Genomic DNA, 24,858 nt, shown 5'->3' on the forward strand with positions numbered 1-24,858 from the left:
GACTCGCACGGAACCGTGGATGCTGCACTGAGATCCCCTCGGTAGAGCAGCACAGCTTTGTTCCACTGAAATACTCTCCCCTCGCTTCAAATAACCGGTGACTAAGACCTCAACCGTAAGCTGTTATTTCTTATCAACTTTGCTATTTTCTTTGTATCGTATTCTGGATCATAGATTACATTTCTTCTACCACAGGGAGAATGCGAGTCTCGCTGTTTAAAAGTGTTATCAACACCTTACTGGCCATTTGAAAATGCCTTTTGAGGAAATGGCGGCTGTGCGTCAATGACATCCTGATACAAGTGATAAATTCTCAGTTTGCCACTGAATTCCGATGACCAGAGTACTTCTCCCGCCAATGCACTGACGAATCCATCGCTGCCGGTGAACTTGACGTCCGCTGGAAGTTTTTCCGGAGGTTGAACTACATTCCCTTGCAGATCGACCTGCATCATCCAATAGTCTTCAGCCTGCTTGGTTTTCCAGGCAACAAGGATATTGTTGCGGTATAGAGAAGACTTCAAAAATTCGACATCCGCACCTTGCCGTAGACGCTTGCGATCGACAATCTTCGCATTGCGGTCGAGAATCAGCAAACCCATTTCATTCAGATTTGATCGGCGAGATCCGAATGTCCGGGGTTCAATTGCGTATGTCAAGAAATAACGTCCGTCAGCATTATGGAATAATTCGCCAAGCTTGCCGGAGGACTGACCACCACCATCTGCGGCGACTCCATAAACCGGGTTGCTATTGTCGCCTCCAATTTGTGTGTCAGGATATTTTTTATCAGCAAACAAATTATTCTGTGCAAGCATATTGCCATTGGCGTCGAGCACATGCATACGAATGTCGCTCGGGTAGGAATCACCCAATTCGATGCATGCGATGTGAGTTCCATCAAATATCGCCCGCTGATCCAGGCTGTGTGATGTTCCCCAGTTGTACGCCAACCGTGGATTCGAGCCATTCTCATTGAACATCGCTGTCATCATTCCATAATGCATTTCGGTGGATTGATCAGGGTTGACAAATAAATTTCCATGATCAAAAGAAGTCAGCCAGTTCTGCCCCACTCGTAACACAACGGTACGCCCCATTGTTAATGGATCTCGCATGTCGTTACAGCCGAAAGGAACCTGCCCGTTTATTGTCCAGCGTTGTTCAGCACCATTAGGTGCCATGACCACAGTTGTTTGACCTCCAAGAACCCGAAATTGCAGCGTGTCTTTTTCCGTTTTCAGCAGACAGGCAACTCTAGAGTCATTAACCGCAAGCGACCCTCCCAAAGCTGGTCCCAAATCCTGAATTTGTCCTTTATCCAATTCACCTGAACGGTTGATCGGTGCGATTTTTGCCCTTCCTTCAGGAGAAAACCACATGACATGCCCACCTCCAAACTTTTTCAGGGCGATTGGTGCAGCGGAATTAATATTTGGGCCACTCCAACCGCGACTTGGGAGTTGCATCGGCTGACCAGGGCTGTTAATCGTTAGCAACCCGTTATTGAGCCTGAGCTGATCGACACTCAATTCCTGGAATCGACCAGGGGGGGCAGGGCCATTGGACTCAAGTATCGTCACTGTCGCTTCAAACTCATTGGGATTGTTGTTGGTCGAGAGTCGCTTAAATGCCGATGTAAAATTTCGCCACTCTCCTGCATCCACATCACTGAAAGTGATCCATTTCCGGCCCCAATATCGATCCTGATCACGGTATGTGAGTTGTTGATATTGGTCGATGGAATTCTGCAAACCGAGTAGTCGGTTTTGATACATATTACGGACTGCTCCAGTGGAGTCTTTTTGTTGCACTGCTGCATATTGAGTTCTGATCGTCTGTCCGTTATTCACAAACTGTTGTGTTTTTATCATGTCTGCAACAGGATTGGGAACGCGCACATTATAATGGGTTGAACCGTCAGGTTTCTGCTCACCAAGCCAGTAGGTGATCTGTGCAAAAGTTGGCGATGTCAATGAAAACAATAATGAGGCAGCAACAAGTGACATCTTAATGCAATATTTCACCAGGTCTCTCCTGTAAGTTCAAAGTGGTTTTAAGGAATAATTATCCCTCAAGCGAGCTTTCCTCCAGCAGCACGTTTATTCCTTTGGAAAAACCGCGCAACTTGTCAATTGTGTATAACGAACAAATTATCAATACGTTTTTAACGAGTCACTTGTGCATCGACAGTCAGTTTGTAGCGAGTAATCGCTGTTTTTTCATCTGCTGGTGTGATTGACAACTTCCAGGGACCACCTTGACCGACTTCTGGCATGAACCTCATTTTGGAACCCATTTTTGTGATTCCCTTGCCTTGTTGACCCTCTGCATAAGGAGCACCAGGTCTAACCAGAATACTTCCATCCGCAAGAATTGGTGAAGCGAGGGTGATTGATGGCATGGTTTGTGTGCTGCTGACTTCGATGTCATAAATCCAAAGCGGCTCGAGGTCAATTGAAACAACAATCGGAGCAGGAGCGGCAGGTTCGTCGGCAAATGCAGGAGTGATATTGAGTAAAGCCGCGACAGCAACACACATACTACAAAGTAAAACACGATTCATGGCAAGCTCTCTCTCTTTTTTGGGGAAGATAATTTCAACAACTAAAGTTAGTGGACCAGCTCAATCTCAGAGTGCAAATATCGAACCGAATCCCTTCAGTGTTTGGAGGGTCAAATTTTTCAAATTCTGTACGACTTCATAGTCTTACTGGAGTTACGCATCAAATGGAGAACAATTCCGTTGCTCAACAGACATACCAACATGCAATTTCGCAGGTTCGTGGACGACCAGGCTGTTTTCATCGAATACTGCCTATGAATCATAAATTCTAAGGCAAGTGCTCTATTTCAGTCTCTTTATCATGTAAGTCAAAAACCGCCTGTCATTTAGTCATACGAGTTCAATCAATATGACCTACGCCTGGAAATTACAAATTCCTCAAATTTTTCTGGAATCGCAGCCATTGAAAGATTCGAGTATCAACTCCTGGTATTCACCGAAAATATGATTTTCGGGAGAATTGAGCCGTAGGTATTGAGTGATACCACAGTAAGACTCTACAGAATCACTTGCCTTTCAATCACACATATAAAATACTCTCAAGGAATTTTACTTATGCGATACTCACACAGATTTTCTTTTTGCTCCGTTCTCAGTACGAGCGTAATACTTTTGCTTATGCTTTCCTTCTGCAATGTTGTCCCCGCTCAGCAACCCTCTCTGACGGAACTGGAAGACCAGTTTATCGTAGAGTTGAAGCTCATGAGAAAAGATCCAGCTGCCTATGCGAAGCAGAATCTCGACCCCATGATCAACAACGGCAGGATGAACGGCTCCAAATGGACACACCCTGTGCCGGGCACCAACCTGACTTATGGTTATTCCGACGTCAATTTGCGGGAGATCATCATTGAGGCATCGAACCAACTTAAGAATGCTCCAAAAAATATGCCCGTCACTTCCAACGCTGAACTGAAGGGGATTGCCAAGGCATTTTCTAAAGATTGGTCACTACAAAATCAGGCTCAATATGTACCACATGTCGATAGTCAGGGGCGTGGAATGCGTGTGAGGTACCTCGGTGTGATTGGCAGCAACAGATACTCTGAGAACACCGTGAACTTGTACCTGAAATCAGGGAGTTCCCGACAAGGCTATGGAAAGCTGGCTATGATGGCATGGTTGGTTGATGATTTTGCAGCAAGTCGTGGTCACAGACTCGCCTTGATTAACCCTGAATTAACTCATTTCGGGATGGGATTTGAGATAAACGGAGACTTGATTTATGGCACTCTGGGAATGGTTGGTGGTGTTCCTGTCGCAAACAATCCGGTTCCCGCCAATCTGAATTCCACGCCGACGACTGCCGCGAATATCAAAGGTGCAGATGAATTCTGGATCGTGAATAGAACGACGAATCTGGTTCTTGTTGCAAAAAATGGTGTTGTGGTGATGGAGCCTAAAAGCACAAAACAGGAATCTCTCTGGCGTTTGAGAAAAGGGATTGATCCTACCTATCATTTCGTCAATGTCAAAACAGGAAAACTGCTTGGCACCGATTGGAAAACAGAACCAAAGCTCGTACCGAAACTGTTCAACAAAGGTGAATTGATCGAGTGGGATTTGAGAACGATAGGTCTACTGCGGTTAACCAGTCTTGGCGGCGAACCGTTGATTTATCACGAGAATCGACTCGATTGGGCAATCAGTACACGGGACCCGCGCATCAATAGCGGAGGAAAGTGGGATTTCGTAATCAATCGGTAATGAATTGATTATGCGCTCAATTTTCTGTCGGTATCTGAGATTCCGTTGCCTTTTCGAGAGAATTATTTTCTGCTCATTAATTTGAGGTTATGACAAATCTGGACGTAGGTTTTACTCTTCAGTTCAGTAATTCCATTTGAGAGTAGGTGCAATAGCGAATGACCGTGCTTATCTCTGCATTGATGCTTTCGCCTGTAAATTAATACCCAGTTCGCTGGGCAGCCTTAATCAAAACAATGAAAGAACTCAACATGACCTTTAAGCAAATCCTGGGATCCTTTGCCTGTTCTCTAATCATCGTCAATATCGCCTCTGCTCAGCCAGCAGGTCTGGAGTGGCTCAGCGTCAATGGTGGGCTCAACCCGGATGGCACTGTCGAATACTCAGAGAAAGGTAACAACGCAAACCGAACTATCACTTATCTTGGGCGGAGGATCCAGAATTCTCCAGAGATCGGTACACTTGGGGAAGTTGTTGGAAACAAATGGCAGGCAGCCACGATTCAGGAACGATCCCGAATGCCCGACATGCGGTTTTCTGATAAATACGATGTTCTGGTTGCGAACGGTGAGACCGTTGTCAATTGGCAAATCATTGATCGGAGGGCCGTATTTAAGACTTCAAATTCCTCCTCTGTCGTTCTTCCCAATGCGCTCACGATGGAATCTGGAAGGTCCGGACGGCCTGCGCGTGTCAAAGTTTCAGAAAATGAATGGCAAGCAGCTTACTATTTCCCGGAAGATGATGTTGTTCAACTGATTCGAGATCCTCGAACAGGGACCGATCGCGGCCCAGATCTCAGCCAAAAGCCTGTGCAACTTCTGTTTTCCACACCAGTCAATCACGGTGCCTGGAATGATGACTGGGATGGCGGCATCATCAGAAGCACCGCGATCGGTGATCGGATTCTCTACGTCTTGGAGAGTCAAAATAGACCACATAGTTGGAAGAGTGCTGAGTTCAAGGTGAAAAATGGTGCCTTTTCAGTCACATTCTTCACCGATGAACTCGGTAAAACGAAAGATCTCAAAGCAGGCACAATCACGGCAATGCCAGAAAAAGCAGGAACCGTCTTGAGGTTCTCCAACGACTTCACCTGGACCCGACGGTTCGAAAATTAGTGGGGCACGACAGCAGAGTTTACGATCGTCCGTCCTGCAAGACCATTTCTTTTTCAAACTCTCAACTTAGTCATGATCGGTATTGCCTCGACCCGGATTGGATCTTCCCGCTCGAATGCGGGATCGACTCATGGGAGACAGCGGGGTTACCACTTGCAATGCTCAATACGATGTCTGTGCATGACCTCGACAAGAAGCGAAAGTCCGAGAAGCAATTGACGATTCTCGATTTCCGCACCGACAAAGAGTGGAACGAGGGTCACATCGAAGAAGCGATGCACATTAACGGCGGCACGTTACAAAATCGAGTCGAAGAAATCTCCAAGGACAAACCGGTAGTGGTCGTCTGCGGATCAGGCTATCGTGCCTCGATTGCTTCCTCATTTCTTCAGAGGCAAGGCTTCGAGGCTGTCACTAATGTGATTGGTGGGATGTCCGGGGCTGGTTAAAGAAACGAAATCATCATGCCAAGCAACACAATTCGTATCAGCCCCTGTGATCAATGACTGTCCAGTTATCGCGCACGGTTATTTAGATGGAATGCACGTTCGACTCCTGATAAAATGTCTGGTAGCCCAACTCTAACACCAAACTCGACGAACCATGCGTTAGACCGAAGCAACGCGTGGCGCGTTCACCAATTGAAACCACATTGGCGGTACTCGGCCAACGCCGCCGTTAGCCGACTGAGAAAACCCATGAACTTATCTCGACGAACAGCGGTTATGGCGATTGGAAGTGCGATGGCTTGCCTCTCGCTTGATTCCTCCTGTGACGCGGATGACGAAACGAAGGCAGCGTCAGACGCATTTGCTGGTATATGGTCATCACACTACCAGCAGACTTTCATTTATCTGATCATCCAACCACATCAGAAGGCCGTCTTCGCGCTATTGGATCAAGGGTACAGTTTCGGTGAAGTTCCTTGGGTACCAGCTAACAACGGAATCATCGTACGCGGTTTTCCAATGCTGCGACTTTGGAAAACAAAACAACCTGACTGGTGTAAGGTCCGAATGCAAGCTGTGCCGCCTGAGGCGACGAATGACACGTTCGTCAAATTCCCACTCAATTTCTACATGACACGGCAAAAACAGAACCCGTTACCGCCAGCGCTCGCCCAACTGAAGATTCCCAAAGATTGGCTTGGCGCCGATCCACCATCGGACTTTGATGACATGGTCGGAAAACCACGAGAAGTCAATCCGAATTAACGGCTAACAACAACGTGAACTCGAGTGACGATTCACACCCAATTTGAGATCAATGTCAACGCCGCCATCCGGTTCCCCTAAACGTTCTGCCGTATTTGGTCCTGTGCAGAAGGGCTCCTGCAAAAACAAAAAGGCAGCACAGCCGTCCAATTCCACCGAGCGATGAGAACGCGTTGCTCGGTCTTCGATCTGCCGGCTTCATCCTTCGCTGTCAGGAAAATTCCAAGACGTTGTAAGTGATCATCCGACTTGCTGGCTTCGCGCCTCAGGATCAGGAGTATCAGTCGTCAGACCACTTCGGAATATCCTCAAGGAAGAAGGAGTTTCAGCCGGGACCATATCGGACCTCAGACTCATGGTCAGAGTTCTTGAATCGACCTGGAGAAATATAGCGGGCCTGCGACTTCTTTTCTGTCAAGTCGATGACCGCACGAGGGCTGCGGGATCTGTATATCATGGTGTTTTGAATCTTCTAACACGCGAGGCGATCGTGACCGAAGCGACTTATCAGCCGAATTCGGCATGGGTGTGCACGCAAACGAAGAAGTTTGCCCATGAGACCCGCGGTCGGGAGAAGCATCCCCGAAACCGAATAGTAGCTGTGAGCGGTTTATCGAGACGATCAAGCTGAGTGCCTCCATAAGTTCATCGTGTTTGGCAAGAAGCATCTCGATTATCTGACGGACGAATTCACGCAGTATTACAATACGAAAAGAAGCCATATGGAACGAGATCACCTGCCATCGATTCGGGAGGAGCCTGGTGAAGTGGAGACAATTTCCATCGATCAGATTGAGGTCAAGAAATATGTTGGAGGATTGATCAAGTCGTTCGAGCGGAAGGTGGCATGAGCAGTCAGGATATAAAGCTCGCCAATTCGATGTGCCGAGCTTTATCCCACTTCAATGCTCTCACCCCGCTTCACATAAACGAGATTCTCTACACCTAAGCCTCCAACTGTGAGCTGTTAGTACTCATCAACTTTGTTATTTTCTTTGTATCGAATTCTGGATCACAGACAACATTTGTTGTACCGGATGGAAGAAGACAAAGTGAGAAAATGAACTTTATGGGAAGACCTTCACGGCATCGTCATATGCAGTCCCACAATATTGATTTCTGAAATCAAATAACACGGCCCGTCTGGATCCATGATGAAAGAATATCAAAAAACGAGACAAAGATTGTCCTAAGTGTTGCAGTCGTGTAAATTAAGCCACAATACGGACATGGACATTTAATCACACTGGTCATGCCGAGACTGGACATCGCGCTCACCACTAAAGTTTCGGCTCGTAATAGTAAATTGATGATGACGAAACAAACATCCCTGACCATGCTCGATGGAATTCGTAAACAGGATGCCGATCAGTGGAATCGGTTTGTCCAACTCTTTGGTCCGATCGTTTATGAATGGTGTCGTCGGAATGGCATTTCAGAGTATGACTCGGCCGATATTGTGCAGGAAGTGTTTCAGGTCGTCTCTGAGAAAATCCTTGAGTTTAGACGGGAGCAACCGGGAGACTCTTTTCATGGCTGGCTGTACGGGATTACTCGTTTTAAATGTCTCGATTATTTTCGTGCTCGGGGAAAACAGGTTGTTGCAACGGGCGGGACAACAGCCATGCGTCAGATCCATGAAACCCCAGATTTAGAGTTCCATGATTTTCCTGCGGCTGAAATCGATTCCATGAGAATGTGCTTGTTCCGCAGAGCTCTCGAACTGATCAAAACGGAATTTGAATCGAAAACCTGGCAGGCTTTCTGGAAAATCACCATCGAGGAAGCACATACCACTGATGTTTCAGAAGAACTCGGAATGACACCTGGCGCAATTCACAACGCAAAGTATAAGGTGTTGCGAAGATTAAGATCCGAGTTTGAGGGAATAATCCCATTTCCAGATGATAAAAAATAGTGTGAGTGCTTTTCGATGTACTCTTAGACCAATTTCAAATGGTCTCTGCAGTCGCTTGGAAGCCAGTATCCGAAACACACAATAATTGCTCTATGCGAACGCAGCAGTTGATTTATGAATATGCTCTGGAAACTGAATCAGTTTCATTAGTTATTTTCAGTAAGAACTATTCATGACTATGACATCCTGCCCGCGATTTGAGGAATTGAGCGGATTCTGCAACGGAACGCTAGATAACCTCAGAGCGAGTAAGATTGCAGATCACATTGATCAATGCAACGAATGCTGCGAAACCTTGTCGGGAATGAACCATCTAACCCCTCAACCATTCTCATTAAGAGACCATCAAACTGAAAACCTACTCTTTATCGATGAGTCGGCCTACCGTCGAATCGAATCGGTGATCAGTGATTGGATCCTGAATGAACGTCAGAAAAAGAATCTGCGAGGAAAGGAATTTCAACCAGGAGCGGAAATAGGTGCGTATCGAATCGAAGGACTTCTGGGACAGGGAGGGATGGGGTTTGTCTATCGGGCTTTACATACTCACTTGAACAAGCCTGTTGCTCTTAAAGTACTCCCAGCCGAACAGGCATCGAACCCTGATCTGATTCGTCGCTTTGAACGCGAAATGCACTCCGTCGGCTCTATTGTGCATCCCAATATTGTTAGCGGATTTGATGCTGGAGTCCATGAAGGTATTTATTTCCTGGCGATGGAATTGATCGAGGGTTTAACACTCTCCGATATCCTGCGGCGTCACGGGCCAATACCCGTTGCCTTGGCTTGTGAAATCATTCGACAAACAGCAATTGGCCTCGATTATGTCCATAAACAAGGAATGTTACATCGGGACCTGAAACCTTCCAATCTGATGCTATTACGCTCCGATAATGGAGAAATGGTTGTCAAAATCCTCGATCTAGGCCTGGCAAGATTAAGCAGTATCCACCAGGAAATAGAGGAGATTACTTCTGCAGGATTGATTGTAGGAACTCTGGAGTACATGGCTCCAGAACAGGCTGATAACTTAAAGGATGTTGATGCCCGTTCTGATATCTACTCGTTGGGTGCCACCTTTTACTGTCTGCTGACCGGTTTTGCTCCACTGTCTGTCGAGCAATATCCGACCCCCATAAAAATATTAAAAGCTCTGACGATCACGAAGCCGGATCCGATCGGAAAAAGAGTAACACTTCGCAGAAAATTAGGTCACCTTATCGATAGCATGTTGGAAAAAGATCCTGCTAATCGTCCTTCCTCTGCCCTGGAAATTGCTAATCAACTATCGCTTTATGTCAAGAATGTGGATCTTGAAAGTTTATTGCTGAACTCATCGACAACAACGGTTGTTGGAGCCGATTCCAATACAGTTTTACTTTCTCAGGATGATTCCCTCCCCAAAAGTTTATCTGTTCCGAAATCTACTGTTCAGACGAGTGGAAACTCTTCATTTCATTTTTCACGTTTATTCTTCCTGGCCACTCTGCCATTAGGTCTTTTGCTCGCGGTGGGTATCTTCTGGCTCAAAACAGACGGTGGTTATCTGAAAATAGAAGCTCCGGAAGGCGTTGATGTCACTGTCGAGGTCATCAAAGATGGGCAATTCTTCGAATCGATTGAAGTTGGTCAGGCTCGCGATGCGATCTGGTATCGATCTGGAAATTATGAAGTCCGACTTCCCTCGTCGGAGCAACAGATATTGCAGATCAGAGGCAATGTTTTTCAACTCAAATACCAGAATGATCAAACAGTAACGATTACGAAAATTTCAGAAGCAGACTCTGTAAAGAATCCATCTTTGGAAATGCCAGAGAATGTGCCTCCAACAGTGCGACCCAATGAGAACGATTCGAAGTTGTCCATGAACACTCCGGAAATCTCACGATTTCAGATGTCTTCATCTGAAGCAGCCAGCAAACAACAGCAATGGGCAGATCACGCAAACCTGCCGGTGACGAAAACGATCACGCTTCCCGGTGGAACAACCATGGATTTTCAGCTGATTCCCCCTGGAGAATTTCTGATGGGATCGACAGAAGCGGAACTGGAAAAATTTCGCACACAGTCAGAAACTTATGATGATGGATGGGGCTTGAGTCATCTGAAAACCGAAAGTCCACAACATCGCGTACAGATTTCAAAGCCTTTTTATATGAGTCGTTATGAAATGACACGAGCACAATGGAAGAGTGTGACAGGTAACGACCATGTCAATCGAAGTTATCATCAGGGCGATCCCAGCATCATGCCAGTCGTTGAGATTTCATGGCATGATTGTCAGAGAATGATCGAATCATTAAATGAACAATTCAAAGACCCTGCCTTTGAATTTGCATTGCCGACCGAAGCTCAGTGGGAGTACGCCTGTCGGGCTGGTACAACCTCTCCGTTTTACTTTGGCACACTTGAAGAAGTATTGCAGAATAAATTCTGGTACTTTGAAAATCAGAATCGAAAAGAACAACCGGTTGGCTTGCTCTCACCAAATGCATGGGGCTTGCATGACATGCACGGAAATGTTCATGAATGGGTGTTTGATCGCGGTGCGAAATCCTATCCTAATGTCAGTGTAGAAATTAATCCCACAGGCCCTGCCGAAAAGTTTCATCGAAATGATGTCCGAGTCATGAGAGGAGGCTCCGTCTGGGATCCTCCCACAGCATGCCGCTCCGCGTTAAGAGGTTGCCGTCCGCCTGAGTATGTTTTTCATGCACTGGGGGTGAGGCCTGTCATGTTATTGACAACAAAGAATACAGATTAAAACGACGCGCCAAGAACGTCAGAAGCTCATTAAGCTGAGCAAGGGAATCGTGCGAGGATTTGGTCGCAATCGAGTGTTAGTATCGAAATTGAATGAAGGATCGCGGATTTCGAAAGAGCAGGGAACTGAAATACTGGACTGACACGCTGAAGGCTGCAGAGGATTGAATTACCAGTCACGATCAAAATGATAAATCCTCGCGGTGTCGGGAACTCGGATAGAAAATATAAGAATCCTGTGAAAAAAGCAAGGTTCTAAACTTCGGCCCCGTCGCCCCTCGCTTTGCCGTCACCGTTCACCTGAAACTATATCGCCACCCCGCACAACAATCCAGAAAAACACCTGCGAGCCACCTCGCCAAAGCCCACCGATGCCCAAACTCCATCCCTAAATCCAGGCTAAAAGAGTCGCTTGTTTTGGGACTTGCTATTGTTGAACCAACAATCTCTTGCTTCAAATGCACTAAATTCTCAGTTACGCAGCCTTCAACCGTAAGCTGGCTGGACTTCCCGCTAATGTTCGACTTGAAAATCTAGCCATGTCGACTTTCGGATGACTTATTACCAATTGCTCTGAAATTGGTGTGAGACCACAACGATGAGTTGTTGTGGACTTTGTTTAGGGCCGGAATATCGGCCCGGAAGTGTACAGGTAAGAATTTATTGAAGGGGAGTGAAGATGAATCTGTTTACGTAGATGAAAAAAACTGGTCTCGAATGGAAAATGTGATCGAAACCGCCAAGACCATAGATTCGGATTCACCCTTTGATATCGATGAAAGAGTTGCTTGGATTGGAATTTATGATTTTCCTATTGCTGGGGAATTACACTCACTCTTTCTTACAGGAGGACCACCATGGTCCTTCTCGATATCGATCAACATTCACGACAAACGGCACAACAGCAACGTCTAAAAACAAATCGAGCTCTGAGTTGCCAGAGGTGCGAGGATCTGATCGTGATCGAGTGTTAGTATCGAAATTGAATGAAGGAGCACGGATTACGAAACAGCGGGAGGCTGATATTCGCGACCGACACTCTGAAGACTGCAGACGATTGAGTGACCAGTCACGAGCAGAATGTTAAATTCTCGACGTGTCGGGAACTCGGATAGAAAATATTAGAATGTCATGATAGACAGCACGGCGGAGCCATTCATCTCTGACCATGCCCAGAGGATGTGGATTTATCCTTTCAACTAAATTTCAAAAAAACAAAAAAATGTCGTAGGTTACTCACTGAGCGAGCGTATTCCCTACAGGAGACATTGGATGGCTCAGAATATTAATGCGGTTATCAAAGTTCATGAGATAACTTAAGTATCAGCCTTTCGTTTTCGTTGTTTTCAGCCCAAAACTGAGCCTAAAAACGAATTAAGACAACTCAAAACACACGTAAGATCGAATAGAATATTCTTAACTAACTAATCACAACGCATTTAATGTCTAAATGCAGTCTTTCTGTATGAAAATTTAATCGGAGCTGAAAATGAAATCGTTAATGAATTCCCTGGCGACCCTGATCACTTTAAATTCGATCGCCTTACTTACCATGACCTGTAATGTGCAGCCTGTTTCAGCGGCAGAAAATGTCACGGGACTGAATATGACAGGTGTCGCGGTGTTCAACGAAACCAGTCAGATTGGCACTATTACCCAGAAAGGTCCCATGAAATGGGAGTGGCATGAAACCAAAGACGGCCAAGACAAACGCTACTCCTGGACTGAAGAGCGACGTACGGCAACTTCAGTATTTCTAAATGATGGTAATAGCATTATTGAGTTGAATATCCCCAAACAAGGGGTCTTTGGCAGCAACCGGAATTTTACAACAGGCGATAAGTACTGGGTGCTGAAGAATTTCGTTGCAAGTGAGGAAAACTCTGAGGAGAAGATGATTGATTTGGTAAATCAATTGCGCAGGAGCAAAGGGCTGTCTGTCTTAACCCAAAACGAAAAACTCATGCAGGCATCTCGCAATTGGTCAAAATATCTGATTGAAAATAATACTTTTGCGCATGTGGTTGGGGAATCAACACCTGGAAGTCGTGCCACTGCAGCTGGATATACGGGCTTTGTCCGGATGGAAAATCTGGCTGGAGGTGGTGATGCACAGAATGCTTTCGAACTGTTGAAGAAATCTCCACTCCACTATGAAAACATGATCATTCCCGAACTTAAAGAAATTGGAGTGGGTGAATATTCCGCAAACGGGAAACGGTATTGGACGATGATGGGTGGAACACGATAGTAGCTTGATCGAACTGATAAGTGTAGGCAGAAGAGTATTTGATCGCGTTGCGACAAGATGAAACTACCCTGCGGTTTCTGACTTTAATAGACATCCACCAGTCGTTCAGTTCAACGAGGAATAATTCATGAGAAATATTTTGACTCTCTTCTCCTTTGCTGCAATTGTATTGTCGCTGTTTTCCACAGTTGTGGAAGCTCAATACGTTCCGCCAGGCGCAGCCGAACCAGCAAAGCAAAAGGGTAATCCCGGTTCACAACCCTATGTCCCCCCCGGCAGCGGTGGTTCACCTGGGGCTTATGTTCCCCCCGGTGGCGGTGGTTTACCTGTGGGGCCGGGTCAGGGGCCAGGAGCATTTGTACCTGGCGGCGGAAATCAACCTGGTTCGAACGATGTAACCGGTTTTAATTTATTGTCGGTGAAAAAGCAGAGCAACGGCAATATTGTTGGCGCCTTTTACCAAAATGCGCCAGGTCAGTGGAGAGAAACCAGTATGGCGTCAAGTGTGGCAACACGCGATTTTACTAAAGATTGGACACAGGTTGCAGACTCCAGCCAGATGGTTGTGCTGCATAGTGGTCAACAATATTTGAAAATTGATTTGTCCAACAAACAGATCTCATTTTGCCAGCCGTTGGCCCCTTACGCCAGCATCGCGAAGTATTACGACCTGTCCGAGCCGTTAAGAACTCCACCCGGTTGGGGGCAGAATCAGCAATCTGGTCTCAACCCGGTCGGAAAATGGCTCAAAGGACCTCCCGGCATCAAAGACTTCCCACCCGAAGTGGCTCTGCATATGGAGCTCAATTTTCTGGGATCGGAAACACTCGGCATTTCGCTGCAGAGCGGTGGAGTGGCTGAATACACAATTCCCGTCAAAGGGGGAACAGACTATTGGGGCAAGACGTTCACACTCAATGGTCGTACATTCAATATCCCCACGTACCGGCTGCAAATGCTCGACGCCGACACAATTCTGGAGACATCTACCGGACATCTGTCGTACATGAGACGGAACGTCAGCCAGGTTCCACCAACGCCAATTCCGAATTTGGATTTTGGAGGAACCTGGGTGAAAGGCAGACCTGATGAGAAAAATCCGGTTGCTGGTTCAGGACCAACATTCACTTTTTCCCGCACGTCAACTGGGCTTGAGATGCGGGACCCGAGCGGATCGAAAGCGATCTACCGCGTCATCAACGGGCTTCCGCACGTATTTATGGGCCAGCAGGTTGTTGATGCCAGCGGCCAGTCGATGAAATATGGCGACGTGACCATGTGGCGAATCTTTCTGGTCAGCCCCGACACAATGATCCAGACGGCCAATGGAAATGTGTACTATCTCAAAAAAACCAGTGATGTCGTGAACATCAATAATACCCCCAACCCGGTCGTCAATCCACAGAATCCTGAAGTCACCAATCCGGTTGTCGGCCCGCCGCCACAAAACGGCACACGCAGTACGCTGACGATAGTCAACAACTCCAGCAAGCCGGTTCAGTATTTCTGGCTCAGCCCGGAAAATCAGGCACATGTTCCGTACGGAGTCATTCAACCCAAAGGCCGGGTGTTACAGCCCACGACGGTTGGTTCGGTCTGGATGGTCAAAGATTCTGCAAACCAGGCCCTGCTCCAATCAGCAACAGTCAGTCAGGCCAGCCAAACGGTAACGGTTACCGGTCAGGCACAGACGCCACCGTTCAACCCGAACAATCCAAGAGGTGGTGTGACTCTCACTGGATCAGACATGACGATCCAGGACCGCGATGTGATGTTGGCAATCCACAATCAAGAACGGGCTGCCGTCGGCAAACAACCGGTCGTCTGGTCCAATGAGATTGCGAAATATGCTCAGGATTGGGCCGATCAACTGGCCGCCAGTCAAAATTTCCAGCACCGTACTCCAAGAATCTATGGAGAAAACATTGCCTGGGGCTGGACAGGTCGACGCGGTTACAACGCGACCGAAGCCACCCGGTATTGGGCCGATGAAAAGCGATTTTACACATTTGGAGGTCCAATTAACGACTTTAACGGGCATTACACCCAAATGATCTGGGGGAATACCCGCCAGATTGGCTGCGGCAAAGCCGACTACATTGACGCCCAGGGTAACCTGAACACCATCTACGTCTGCAACTACGATCCTCCGGGAAATACTGTCGGGGAAAACCCGTAATCGATTGCCGCAGCCCAGTTCAAAACACAATTTCGCTTTGTTTTTAGGAGAGTTCCGCTATGAAACACTTACTGACTGTGGCCACGCTCGTCACAATGTTCGGCCTTCAATCGGTTTGTGCGCAATCACCAACACCGGGTAACCGTCCATTAATCAATGGACAGCCGCCGGCGCCCGCATTCGTACCCAAACCAATTCTTGTCAATGGTCTGTACCGCATCAAAGTCAAACAGGGCAATGCCTTCATCAATTTCGACTGGTCCCGACCGGGTGGGGAACTGGCATCGACGATTCCTGCCTCCGACCCCGAAAATACGACGGGCTTTCTGTCAAAGGAAAACTCCGACAAGTCTTACACGTTTTACGAACGAAACAGCTTGCGACCGCTACATGTCGACGGACTCGGCGACCAGATCGCATCGATCCGTGCGGTCCAGGAAGGTCCCTACACGAAATACGTTCTGGTCCAGCAGGATGACGGTTCCTTCCGGATCAAGCTCCAGCCGTCCGGCAAGTTCCTTCAGATCGATCCGGAAACGAAGCTCCTCGGCACCGTGAAATCGGCCAACGATGACAATGGCAAGTTTTTTTTCGTGCCCGATGGTCAGGGTATACAACCGATGAACGACATCCCTGAGATGACACCTGAGCTTGCCGAGAAACTCGCTTTGCTCAAGCTCATCAACGCCGAACGAACCCGGATGAACATTCACAGTCTCAGCTGGAATGACAAACTGACAACAGCTGCCCAAAACTGGTCGAAATATATGGCCGATAATAACCACTTCAGTCACGTCGCCCCCGACGGTACAACACCCGACAAACGAGCCGCACAGGCGGGATATACGGACCGGGCCGGCTGGGAGAATATTGCAGAAGGGACTGCAACACCGCAGCAGACATATCAAATGTGGATGAACTCGCCAGGCCACAAAGCGATCATGCTCAGCCCGGAACTCAACGAGGTCGGACTGGGGGTTGCTCCGAACGCTCAAGGATTCAAATACTGGACACTCCTCGGAGGCGCCGGCATGCCTCCTACGATTTAACTACCCAAGCGACTTGTTGTTTCACAAATCGCCAAAAAATAGACCGCCACGTTCCCACACAACTATCTGAAGAAAGAAAATGATGAAAAACGAAAATGCGACAATCCGAATCAACAGCTGGCTGAAAAGACTATCTCGACATAGCAGTCAATCATTAATAATTGCTACTGTGGCTATGTTACTTGCCAGTTCGAGTACCGCACTTGCTCAAACTGAGCAACAACAGTTGCTCAATATGATTAATCAGGAACGTGCCAAACAAAACATGCAACCACTTGCGATGAATGACAAACTAACCAAAGCAGCTCAGGACTGGTCGAAATATATGGCCGACAACGATTACTTCAACCATCTGAGCCCAGATGGAACAACGCCTCAACAAAGAGCACAACAGGCCGGTTACCCTGATTTTTCGGGTTGGGAAAACATCTACGCTGGAGGCGGAGATCTTGGAAAACCAGCTAATACGTTTGACGGCTGGATGAATTCTCCCGGCCACAAAGCCAATATGCTCAAAGCAGATCTTAACGAAGTTGGACTCGGAGTCGCCGTTAATTCGACTGGCGTTAAATACTGGACTTTACTGGCTGGCATCGGCAAAAACGTCAAAGCTCCTATGGCTAACAAGCCCATAGCTGCCCCGGCAAAAATGGACTGGGAAGACAAAAACACTCAATTCAGTGGTGGACCAATCATGGTGGTTGGAGTCCCTAATCTGGCGACTTTTGGAAAACCGGATCCTACTCGGAAGGGTTTCCAATCGCTCATATACAATGGTGTGCTGCGGGCTGATCGCAAATACACGATTGAGACCAAAAGTACGGACTTCAATACCTACCTGGAATTGAAAAATATCAACGGAAAAGAAGCCAGTGCAGCAAATGGTCGCCCTAACGCTGTGCTTGAATTTCAACCCAAAGCCAATGGCACTTACCAGCTCAAAGCCAGTTCGTTTCAAGCTGGTGCGACTGGTCAACTGGAAGTATGGATCACGAGCAACCCAGCGAATTAGTTTCACTGAGATCTCCCGGAATTCATCCCTCTTGATCATATTGTGATCAGGGGATGAGTTTCGGTTCTTTGGAGCGAAGTGATTGACATCGATCCTTTGATATCGATGAAAGAGTTGCTTTGAGTGGCAAATGTGATTTTCCTATGGCAGGAAAATCACACTCACACTCACTCTTTCTCACAGGAGGACCACCATGCTCTTTCTCGGTATCGATCAACATGCACGACAACTGTCCGTCTCCCTCAGAGTCGAGCAGGGCGATGTCCTGCTCGTTCGTCAGGCCTCCACAAGGCCAGCCATAATTCTACAATTCATCGACCAACTCACCCAGCGGTGTGCTGAGCTGATGAATCGTTCATTGCGGTGGTGGAAGTCTGCGGTTTCAATGACAGATTATTTCGCATGCCGCGAGATTATCGCTGTCACAAATTGATTCTCATTCAGCCCGAAGAACGTAAACGCTGCAAAACGGATCGCCGTGATGCGGCCCCTTTGATATCGATGAAAGAGTTGCATTGAGTGGAAATTGTGATTTTTCTATCGATGAATAATCACATTCACTCTTTCTCACAGGAGGACGACCATGTTCTTTCTCGGTATCGATCAATATGCACGACAACTGATCATCTCGGACCGAATTTCAAGACCGGTTCCCTGAACGCTGCAGACGATTAAATTACCAGTCATGACCCAAATGTTAAACTCTCGGCGTGTCGAGAACTCGGACAGAAAATATCAGACTGTTGTGACATACAGCAGGGCTGAACAGGCTCTCATTACTGACCTAGCGGATAATAACCTTCTACAAACACGGTGCCAGCATTGGGGAGTCCTGGAGTTAATTTCCATTTATTATACTGTAATCTATATCTAATGATCCCCTTTGAGCTGATGAGGTTAATGCGGACCGGAGACACTACAATTGCTCCAGTTCTTCGATCACTTGCATTGCTAAGATTCATCTTCAATTCCGTGAGATTTAATAGACCTTGTTTGTCATCGACTTTGGTATCGTGCGTCAATATCACACTCACGGAGCCTTCTATACTCGGGTCAACATACAGGATCGATAATTTTCCCGTTTCTCTGCTGAACAGGAAAACTCCACCGGTCCCTGTTTCATTTCTTATAGGAGAAATTTTCATCAGAACGTTTTTTCCGATGGAGCTTGCATGGACAAAATTGTTCGTGAATTCCGGTATTCCAGAATTTCTACTTTTGATTTGATATCCCACAAGCTTTCCCGTGTCTGAATTTAGAAAATACAACATATTTTCTGTAAAGCCGAACAAGACATGATAACGATCCGTCGGTACATTGCGGAAATCCTGGCTTAGATCGATGAAATTGGAGCCTATTACTTCTCGGGCATCGCTTCGCGGCCCGAAACACATCAGTTGCTTGCTTTCCGAGTTGAAGAGTGAGACCCAATCCTCATTACTTCTCAGTATCTCTGTTGTAATGGTTTCTGCATGAACAGAACCGGCTGATGCATGTGTCAAAAGAATCGCACAGACAAAATTTAAGAATATGGAAAATCGATGCTTTTGCATGGTTGGTCATCCTTCGTAATCTGTTGAACCTGGCTTTTATCTGCCCGAGCACCAGGACGTTAAAGCGGGTCACAAGAATTTGCTAAGCCAACTCGCCAGTACTCCTGAGTGGCTTGCGGGCAACATGATCATACAACGACTATATCCAGAGTTCGATTCAAAATATACGAACGGGCAGAATTGCATTTGCATTCGATAACGTTCATTAGCATACAAACCCCTTTGATATCGATGAAAGAGTTGCTTTGAGTGGAAATTTTGATTTTCCTATCACTGGGAAATCAAACTCACTCTTTCTCTTTCTTAAAGGAGGACCACCATGCTCTTTCTCGGTATCGATCAACATGCACGATAACTGACCGTCTCGCTGAGAGACCAGCAGGGCGAAGTCCAGCTCGCTCGACAGGTCTCCACTCGTCCAGGCAAGATTCTACAATTCTTCGACCAGCTCACACAACTCTGTGCTGAGTACAACGAATCGTTCATTGCTGTCCTCGAAGTCTGCGGGTTCAACGACTGGCTGATTCGCATGCTGCGAGATTATCGCTGTCACAAATTGATTCTGACTACACTGTTATTCACGACAAACCCAAGCTGTCTGTTACAGCTCATGGAATATCAGAAAATAGACCAGATTGGTGAATTATTTACCCTCTAATAATCCAAGCAAAGCGGATTCAATCATTTCCATTTTTGCCAGGCCACTTTTTAATGAGTCTGGAATCTTCTTCTCTCCCCAATAGGCTCCCGCCAGTTGAACACAGATTGCCCCCGTCGTGTCTGCGTCATCTCCCAGGTTGACGGCCTTCAGTACTGCCTGATCGAATGAATCCGCATCATAAAAAGCCCACAAAGCCGCCTCCAGGCTTTTGATGACCCAGCCAGACCCTTGAATCGCCGGTGGTTGTTTCTCACGAAAGCTGCCTGCTGAGATTTCTCGTACGAGTGGATGCAATGGACTGATCTGCTCAAGTTCCTTCAGTGGCTTCCAGTCAGAGGCCAGGACCGTATTTCGATCTTCTCCGTTGATTAAGCCTGCCAGAATAATCGCCAGATACCGGCAGGCGGATCGGCACTGTTCGCTAGCATGTGTTGGGAGGCTGGATTCCTCCGCCTTTTCAGATATTTCAACGAGTCGGTCAGAAAGAAGGCCGTGGTATCGAATGGGTACCGGTGCCAATCTCATGATGGATCCGTTTCCACTGGCCCGTTCTGAATAATCTCCTGAATTGCGTGCATCCCGGCAAGTCACAAAATGATTTAAGCTACTTCGCGTCGTGATCCCAATGTCGAAGCAAGTGTCATTCACCGAGTACTTTCCCGACTTCCACCATTGAACATACCTCTCGGCTTGATCATTTAAGTCCCAGCCAACGGTAGAAATACTGTCAGCCAGGGCCATACTCGTATCATCGGTCTATTCCCCTGCGTTTAAGCCGTGCGGTCCACCATCTCGGTACTCCATATCCGGAAGAAAAGTACCGGCAGCTTTGAACTCGACAGCTGCTCCAAGTGCATCACCAACAGCCAGCCCGATCAGCGTACCTCGACATCGATCTTTTCTCATTTTTTGCTCCATGATTCACACATTATCCTACTTCGTTAACGAATTTGTATGTCATGAAATCTGGATTTGGAAATTCATACGTATTCAATTACTACTGACAATAATTTTAATTCTTCACACAATGCCCATCAAACAAGCCAGAAACCCAATATGGTAATCTACGAACGAAAAAATGTTATTGATTGATGCAAATGAAATGAAACTGGTATAAAAAGGACGGTGGGATTTCCGATCACGAATCCGGATTCTGCAGATCCATTCCAGCAGCCCAAAATAATAACAGGGATCGAGCACCTCATGAAAACTTTATTGATTCTAATGTTGTGGGCTTCAGTGGCTACCGCTACCGAATTCCAAGTCGATCGTGATATCAATTACGCTGGGACAGAGAATCGACAGCAAACTCTGGATCTCTACCGACCGTCAACCGGCCAGAAACATCCTGTGATGATCTGGATTCATGGCGGCGGGTGGCGGGCAGGGGATAAAGGGAGCGTTCAACACAAACCCCAAGCGTTTGTTGATCGGGGATTTGTGTTTGTGTCCGTCGGCTACCGCCTGATACCCGACGTGACATTGGATCAGATGACTGGTGATATTGCCTTGGCAATCCACTGGGTCCACGAACATGCCGAACAATACAAAATTGACACCACAAAAGTGTTTGTCGCCGGACACTCGGCAGGAGCCCATCTGGCGGCCTTGGTTTGTACCGACTCGACCTACTTGAAAGCCGCGGGATTATCACTTGGCGACATAATTGGCTGTATCCCGGTCGATACCGCGGTTTATGATGCTCACAAGCAGATCAGTGATCAAAGTCCCGTGCGTTCTGCCCTGTATCGGGCGGCCTTTGGAAACGATGAGCAGAGTCAGAGAAGATTTTCTCCCATCACACATGTTGCACAGGGGCAGGGGATTCCCCCATTTCTGATTCTCCATGTCGCCTCGCGACCAGATTCGACTCAGCAATCCCAGGAATTTGCCAATTCGTTGAAGACTGCTGGAATCCATGCTGAATTGCACGCCGCTCTGGGGAAAGACCACGGATCAATCAATCGAGATCTGGGTTTGCGTGATGATGTTCCAACGAATGTGATCTTTAATTTTCTCGACCGGCAACTAAAAGTCGAGGAATAGCGAGTCTTAAGAGCAATACGTGTCACGACAGTTTGTTCTGATTGAACATGACAACCAAGCTGCTCAATTACGGAGAATCCGAAATCGTTTTGGAGAGATTTGGCACTGGAATCCGGACAAGCTTCACGCCCAGCGTGTCAGATTGTTATTCTTTGACCTTTGGTGCCCAACGCACCTCGCCTCGCTGCAGTGTCGTGCCCGTCGCCACACCGTCTTTCTGATCCTCCAGCCGAAATCCCAAGCTCGCCGTCTCCCGTGAGATTTTGATGACGCCAAGGGGATGCTTGATCGAATCCAGCTCAACCAGTTTCAAGTTTTGGTCTAACCCGAGCATCGCCGGAATGTCCATCTTCTTATTAACGCCGCCCTCAATGGCTACGTAGCTGAGGCCATCAACTTTGAATACGTCCTTTAGAACCTTTCCTCTTCTCGAAGCTTGCCACCAGCCGTCCCTTCGCCGACCGATGAGCATCAGGGATCCCGACTGCCGTAGATCTACACTGAACTCCGTGACGTCCGCTGGGACTTCATGCAATGCGATGACCAGCATTGCCATAAACATGCCCACTGAACACGTCTTGGTGGGGCCCAGGAGCTTCCCAGTCTGCGAATCATAAATCGTCTGCAATCCAGCAACCGTCTCGCAGATCAGTCTTTTGCCGTCGGAGCTGAATCGCAGTTTCGTCGGCACAATCTTTTGGATCGTTGCATCGATCCGGCTCCTCACTTCGGCATCCTTGACTGGTGGCCAAAGTTCCACGCCGCGGCCTCGCGGATCGGTAATGTTGATACTAAGCGTTTTGCCCTCGTCGGCAACCTGCCACACATGAATCTGGCTAACACTCGAAGCCCCTGTTGCTTTCTGTATTGCTACCGCCTCGAGATAGCTGAAATTCGCCAACGCAGCCAATCGGCTTCCGTCGAGGCTGAAACAAAACTCGCCGACGGCACCGATACAACTGCCGAGCTTCCGCTCCGCTCCGTCTGGAAGGTCCCACGCCCTGATGGTTGATTTCCATGCTAGATTACCGACTCCATCCGCGGAAACCACCATCGAGCCATCTGGACTGAACGCGACCGCGTGAGCCGAGCCTGGAACCCGAAACTGGTGCAGCAACCGCTGTTCCGCGACCGACCAGATCTTGATGAGAGATCCCGGTCCACTGTCGCCGTACAGCCTCGTTAGCCCTACCACGAATTCTCGATTGCGGCTGTACGTGAGATTTTCCGCACCGGACAGGTCCAGATCTTTTTGCTGCTCACTGATCTTGGCCTCCTGGGCTTCAACGACCGGCATGTCGAGTATCGCGAACCAGGCAATGATGGGTGCGACAAGCAATGCGACTACTCTCAGATTCAAAGTGTTTGTTATCATGAATTCTCTTTTTTCTTCGCCGTCACTTTCGTCAACATCAATAAACACACGATTCCTGACTACGGCTCCCGGACTTGCCCATCCAGGTAAGCCGCCGCGAGCGACGTGTCTCGTTTGCCGTTACGCAACTGGTAAAGAACGATCGTCCCGGCGGCTCTGATTTCCTCAAGCTGAGCAGACCTTTTGATATCGATGAAAGAGTTGCTTTGAGTGGCATTTGTGCTTTTCCTATCACTGGGGAATCACACTCACTCTTTCTCAAAGGAGGATCACCATGCTCTTTCTCGATATCAATCAACATGCATGACAACTGAATTTCTCGGACCGAAATTCAGGACCGATTCTCTGAACACCGTAAACGATTAAATTACCAGTCACGACCATAATGTTAAACTCTCGGCCTGTCGGATACTCGAACACAAAACATCAGAATGTTATTACAAATAGCAACGCTATCGATTGTACATACGGAACGCACCGATCATCACACCTAAGACAAAACTGGGCAGGCAGACCGTAAGGATGCGAGGAAATGTAAGATTAAATCCGAACATCGGAAAAATCGCCGCTCCTCCAATAATCATTCCGGTCATTCCATACAGAAGTGAATAGAACCCCTTCCCCTTGCTGACAAGCACCACAATGTAGCTCACAATAGCACCACCAATGGCCCCAGCAATCGCCGAGCCAGCAAGAACGGCATCGGAACCGTTGCGGGCCAGAAATGCTCCCAGTAGTAGTCCGACAATCGTTCCGTAACAAGCGACCATCGGCATGCCCTGGCTTTCAACCAAAAATGCTTCATCGTTTTCGGGCACGATGGTTACGAATTTCTCACGCAGCAACTGAAAGTCGTTGTTCAACTTTGGAACAACCACCCTGCCGGTCTCAGTACTTATCGAAAGTGACGTATGGCGGCGGCGGTTTTGTGACTGCATTGTGTAGGTACTGGCCGAGCGAATTTCTCGAAACAAACAGGAGTGCCACTTCGGAGATGGAACCGGCCAGAAACTTCGCGGCGTGTGACAATGACGAAAATGAATCGCCTGAAATGCGGGATCGATGACAATCATTCGATGAAGCGACCCCGGTTTGAATTGATAAACGAAGAGTTCATCAAGAGAGGTCGCACAACCCTGATCCACTGGAATAACTCTCTTCATGCGAGACGTTGCGAAGGCCAACGACTGTTTCAAATACAGCATCTCAAGTTCATCGGTGCGGTTGGGAAACCTATTTTGCCATTCTTCAAGTGACAGGTTCTGATCTTTAATCCGACGATGGGTCATTTCGATACGAACCAGCTGCGAAAATATACGATTTCGAATGTTCTCCGGAGCCTGGTGCATAATCGCTTCGATGAGTGGCGGATTGCCGTCGGACCATTCAGCGTCGAAACGTTTTATAATATCTTTCGAGTTCATGTCTTGGATTTGTATTTTT

At 47.5% G+C, this 24,858-nt stretch carries 19 protein-coding genes and 1 pseudogene; 13 read left to right on the top strand and 7 right to left on the bottom strand.

From position 1 onward, the window contains the following. Positions 1-236: 236 nt before the first annotated feature. Both Pan54_RS07095 and Pan54_RS07100 read right to left on the bottom strand, forming a co-directional pair. A complete protein-coding gene (locus tag Pan54_RS07095) occupies positions 237-2,027 on the bottom strand; it encodes a hypothetical protein (protein ID WP_146502826.1) in 1,791 nt (596 codons plus the stop codon). A gap of 140 nt (positions 2,028-2,167) precedes the next feature. Continuing rightward, positions 2,168-2,566 carry a hypothetical protein gene (locus Pan54_RS07100; RefSeq protein WP_146502827.1) on the bottom strand — a complete coding sequence of 133 codons (399 nt, stop codon included), beginning with the start codon at positions 2,564-2,566 and terminating at the stop codon, positions 2,168-2,170. A 618-nt stretch (positions 2,567-3,184) separates the two neighbouring features. Here Pan54_RS07100 and Pan54_RS07105 point away from each other — a divergent pair. From Pan54_RS07105 to Pan54_RS07160, 12 genes are all read left to right on the top strand, one after another. Then, positions 3,185-4,273, top strand: a complete 1,089-nt coding sequence (locus tag Pan54_RS07105; protein WP_146502828.1) for a CAP domain-containing protein — start codon at positions 3,185-3,187, stop codon at positions 4,271-4,273. Between the two features lie 251 nt (positions 4,274-4,524). Next, positions 4,525-5,394: a hypothetical protein gene (locus Pan54_RS07110; protein ID WP_146502829.1), complete on the top strand. Its 870-nt coding sequence runs from the start codon at positions 4,525-4,527 to the stop codon at positions 5,392-5,394. A 170-nt stretch (positions 5,395-5,564) separates the two neighbouring features. Beyond that, positions 5,565-5,843, top strand: a complete 279-nt coding sequence (locus Pan54_RS07115) for a rhodanese-like domain-containing protein (protein WP_165441632.1) — start codon at positions 5,565-5,567, stop codon at positions 5,841-5,843. Positions 5,844-6,092: 249 nt separating this feature from the next. Next, positions 6,093-6,608: a hypothetical protein gene (locus Pan54_RS07120; RefSeq protein WP_146502831.1), complete on the top strand. Its 516-nt coding sequence runs from the start codon at positions 6,093-6,095 to the stop codon at positions 6,606-6,608. 650 nt (positions 6,609-7,258) lie between these two features. Then, positions 7,259-7,459, top strand: coding sequence for a hypothetical protein (locus Pan54_RS07125; RefSeq protein WP_146502832.1), 201 nt, complete (start codon positions 7,259-7,261; stop codon positions 7,457-7,459). Positions 7,460-7,860: 401 nt separating this feature from the next. Then, complete coding sequence (locus tag Pan54_RS07130) at positions 7,861-8,526, top strand: RNA polymerase sigma factor (RefSeq protein WP_146502833.1); 666 nt, start codon at positions 7,861-7,863, stop codon at positions 8,524-8,526. Between the two features lie 304 nt (positions 8,527-8,830). Next, positions 8,831-11,290: a bifunctional serine/threonine-protein kinase/formylglycine-generating enzyme family protein gene (locus Pan54_RS07135; protein ID WP_165441633.1), complete on the top strand. Its 2,460-nt coding sequence runs from the start codon at positions 8,831-8,833 to the stop codon at positions 11,288-11,290. A 1,500-nt stretch (positions 11,291-12,790) separates the two neighbouring features. After that, entirely contained in the window at positions 12,791-13,540 is a 750-nt protein-coding gene (locus Pan54_RS07140) for a CAP domain-containing protein (RefSeq protein WP_165441634.1), read from the top strand. A 127-nt stretch (positions 13,541-13,667) separates the two neighbouring features. Next, the gene (locus tag Pan54_RS07145; RefSeq protein WP_146502836.1) at positions 13,668-15,719 is read left to right on the top strand and encodes a CAP domain-containing protein; all 2,052 of its coding nucleotides are present in this window, start codon (positions 13,668-13,670) and stop codon (positions 15,717-15,719) included. A gap of 59 nt (positions 15,720-15,778) precedes the next feature. Continuing rightward, entirely contained in the window at positions 15,779-16,768 is a 990-nt protein-coding gene (locus tag Pan54_RS07150) for a CAP domain-containing protein (RefSeq protein ID WP_146502837.1), read from the top strand. A gap of 79 nt (positions 16,769-16,847) precedes the next feature. Then, complete coding sequence (locus Pan54_RS07155; protein WP_146502838.1) at positions 16,848-17,780, top strand: CAP domain-containing protein; 933 nt, start codon at positions 16,848-16,850, stop codon at positions 17,778-17,780. Between the two features lie 193 nt (positions 17,781-17,973). Then, positions 17,974-18,213 carry a hypothetical protein gene (locus Pan54_RS07160; RefSeq protein WP_146502839.1) on the top strand — a complete coding sequence of 80 codons (240 nt, stop codon included), beginning with the start codon at positions 17,974-17,976 and terminating at the stop codon, positions 18,211-18,213. Positions 18,214-18,556: 343 nt separating this feature from the next. Here Pan54_RS07160 and Pan54_RS07165 read toward each other — a convergent pair whose 3' ends face one another. From Pan54_RS07165 to Pan54_RS07175, 3 genes and pseudogenes are all read right to left on the bottom strand, one after another. Then, positions 18,557-19,333, bottom strand: a complete 777-nt coding sequence (locus Pan54_RS07165; protein WP_146502840.1) for a hypothetical protein — start codon at positions 19,331-19,333, stop codon at positions 18,557-18,559. A 643-nt stretch (positions 19,334-19,976) separates the two neighbouring features. Beyond that, a pseudogene (locus Pan54_RS07170) lies at positions 19,977-20,738 on the bottom strand (ADP-ribosylglycohydrolase family protein); the annotation flags it as partial. 12 nt (positions 20,739-20,750) lie between these two features. Then, positions 20,751-20,900: an ADP-ribosylglycohydrolase family protein gene (locus Pan54_RS07175; RefSeq protein ID WP_146502842.1), complete on the bottom strand. Its 150-nt coding sequence runs from the start codon at positions 20,898-20,900 to the stop codon at positions 20,751-20,753. A 297-nt stretch (positions 20,901-21,197) separates the two neighbouring features. Between Pan54_RS07175 and Pan54_RS07180 the strand changes: the two genes are divergently transcribed. Then, positions 21,198-22,040, top strand: a complete 843-nt coding sequence (locus Pan54_RS07180; protein ID WP_146502843.1) for an alpha/beta hydrolase — start codon at positions 21,198-21,200, stop codon at positions 22,038-22,040. A 145-nt stretch (positions 22,041-22,185) separates the two neighbouring features. Here Pan54_RS07180 and Pan54_RS07185 read toward each other — a convergent pair whose 3' ends face one another. Together Pan54_RS07185 and Pan54_RS07190 are read right to left on the bottom strand one after the other, a co-directional pair. After that, positions 22,186-23,463: a WD40 repeat domain-containing protein gene (locus tag Pan54_RS07185; protein ID WP_146502844.1), complete on the bottom strand. Its 1,278-nt coding sequence runs from the start codon at positions 23,461-23,463 to the stop codon at positions 22,186-22,188. Between the two features lie 404 nt (positions 23,464-23,867). Next, positions 23,868-24,839 carry a hypothetical protein gene (locus tag Pan54_RS07190; RefSeq protein WP_146502845.1) on the bottom strand — a complete coding sequence of 324 codons (972 nt, stop codon included), beginning with the start codon at positions 24,837-24,839 and terminating at the stop codon, positions 23,868-23,870. Positions 24,840-24,858 lie beyond the last annotated feature (19 nt).

Source organism: Rubinisphaera italica, from assembly GCF_007859715.1.
Taxonomy (GTDB): domain Bacteria; phylum Planctomycetota; class Planctomycetia; order Planctomycetales; family Planctomycetaceae; genus Rubinisphaera; species Rubinisphaera italica.

Excerpts from the sequence above, each read along its gene's own strand:
- Pan54_RS07100 (WP_146502827.1), bottom strand. The coding sequence starts at position 2,566 with ATGAATCGTGTTTTACTTTGTAGTATGTGTGTTGCTGTCGCGGCTTTA.
- Pan54_RS07105 (WP_146502828.1), top strand. The coding sequence starts at position 3,185 with ATGCTTTCCTTCTGCAATGTTGTCCCCGCTCAGCAACCCTCTCTGACG.
- Pan54_RS07110 (WP_146502829.1), top strand. The coding sequence starts at position 4,525 with ATGACCTTTAAGCAAATCCTGGGATCCTTTGCCTGTTCTCTAATCATC.
- Pan54_RS07115 (WP_165441632.1), top strand. The coding sequence starts at position 5,565 with ATGTCTGTGCATGACCTCGACAAGAAGCGAAAGTCCGAGAAGCAATTG.
- Pan54_RS07120 (WP_146502831.1), top strand. The coding sequence starts at position 6,093 with ATGAACTTATCTCGACGAACAGCGGTTATGGCGATTGGAAGTGCGATG.
- Pan54_RS07130 (WP_146502833.1), top strand. The coding sequence starts at position 7,861 with ATGCCGAGACTGGACATCGCGCTCACCACTAAAGTTTCGGCTCGTAAT.
- Pan54_RS07135 (WP_165441633.1), top strand. The coding sequence starts at position 8,831 with ATGAACCATCTAACCCCTCAACCATTCTCATTAAGAGACCATCAAACT.
- Pan54_RS07140 (WP_165441634.1), top strand. The coding sequence starts at position 12,791 with ATGAATTCCCTGGCGACCCTGATCACTTTAAATTCGATCGCCTTACTT.
- Pan54_RS07145 (WP_146502836.1), top strand. The coding sequence starts at position 13,668 with ATGAGAAATATTTTGACTCTCTTCTCCTTTGCTGCAATTGTATTGTCG.
- Pan54_RS07150 (WP_146502837.1), top strand. The coding sequence starts at position 15,779 with ATGAAACACTTACTGACTGTGGCCACGCTCGTCACAATGTTCGGCCTT.
- Pan54_RS07155 (WP_146502838.1), top strand. The coding sequence starts at position 16,848 with ATGATGAAAAACGAAAATGCGACAATCCGAATCAACAGCTGGCTGAAA.
- Pan54_RS07160 (WP_146502839.1), top strand. The coding sequence starts at position 17,974 with ATGCTCTTTCTCGGTATCGATCAACATGCACGACAACTGTCCGTCTCC.
- Pan54_RS07165 (WP_146502840.1), bottom strand. The coding sequence starts at position 19,333 with ATGCAAAAGCATCGATTTTCCATATTCTTAAATTTTGTCTGTGCGATT.
- Pan54_RS07175 (WP_146502842.1), bottom strand. The coding sequence starts at position 20,900 with ATGAGAAAAGATCGATGTCGAGGTACGCTGATCGGGCTGGCTGTTGGT.
- Pan54_RS07180 (WP_146502843.1), top strand. The coding sequence starts at position 21,198 with ATGAAAACTTTATTGATTCTAATGTTGTGGGCTTCAGTGGCTACCGCT.
- Pan54_RS07190 (WP_146502845.1), bottom strand. The coding sequence starts at position 24,839 with ATGAACTCGAAAGATATTATAAAACGTTTCGACGCTGAATGGTCCGAC.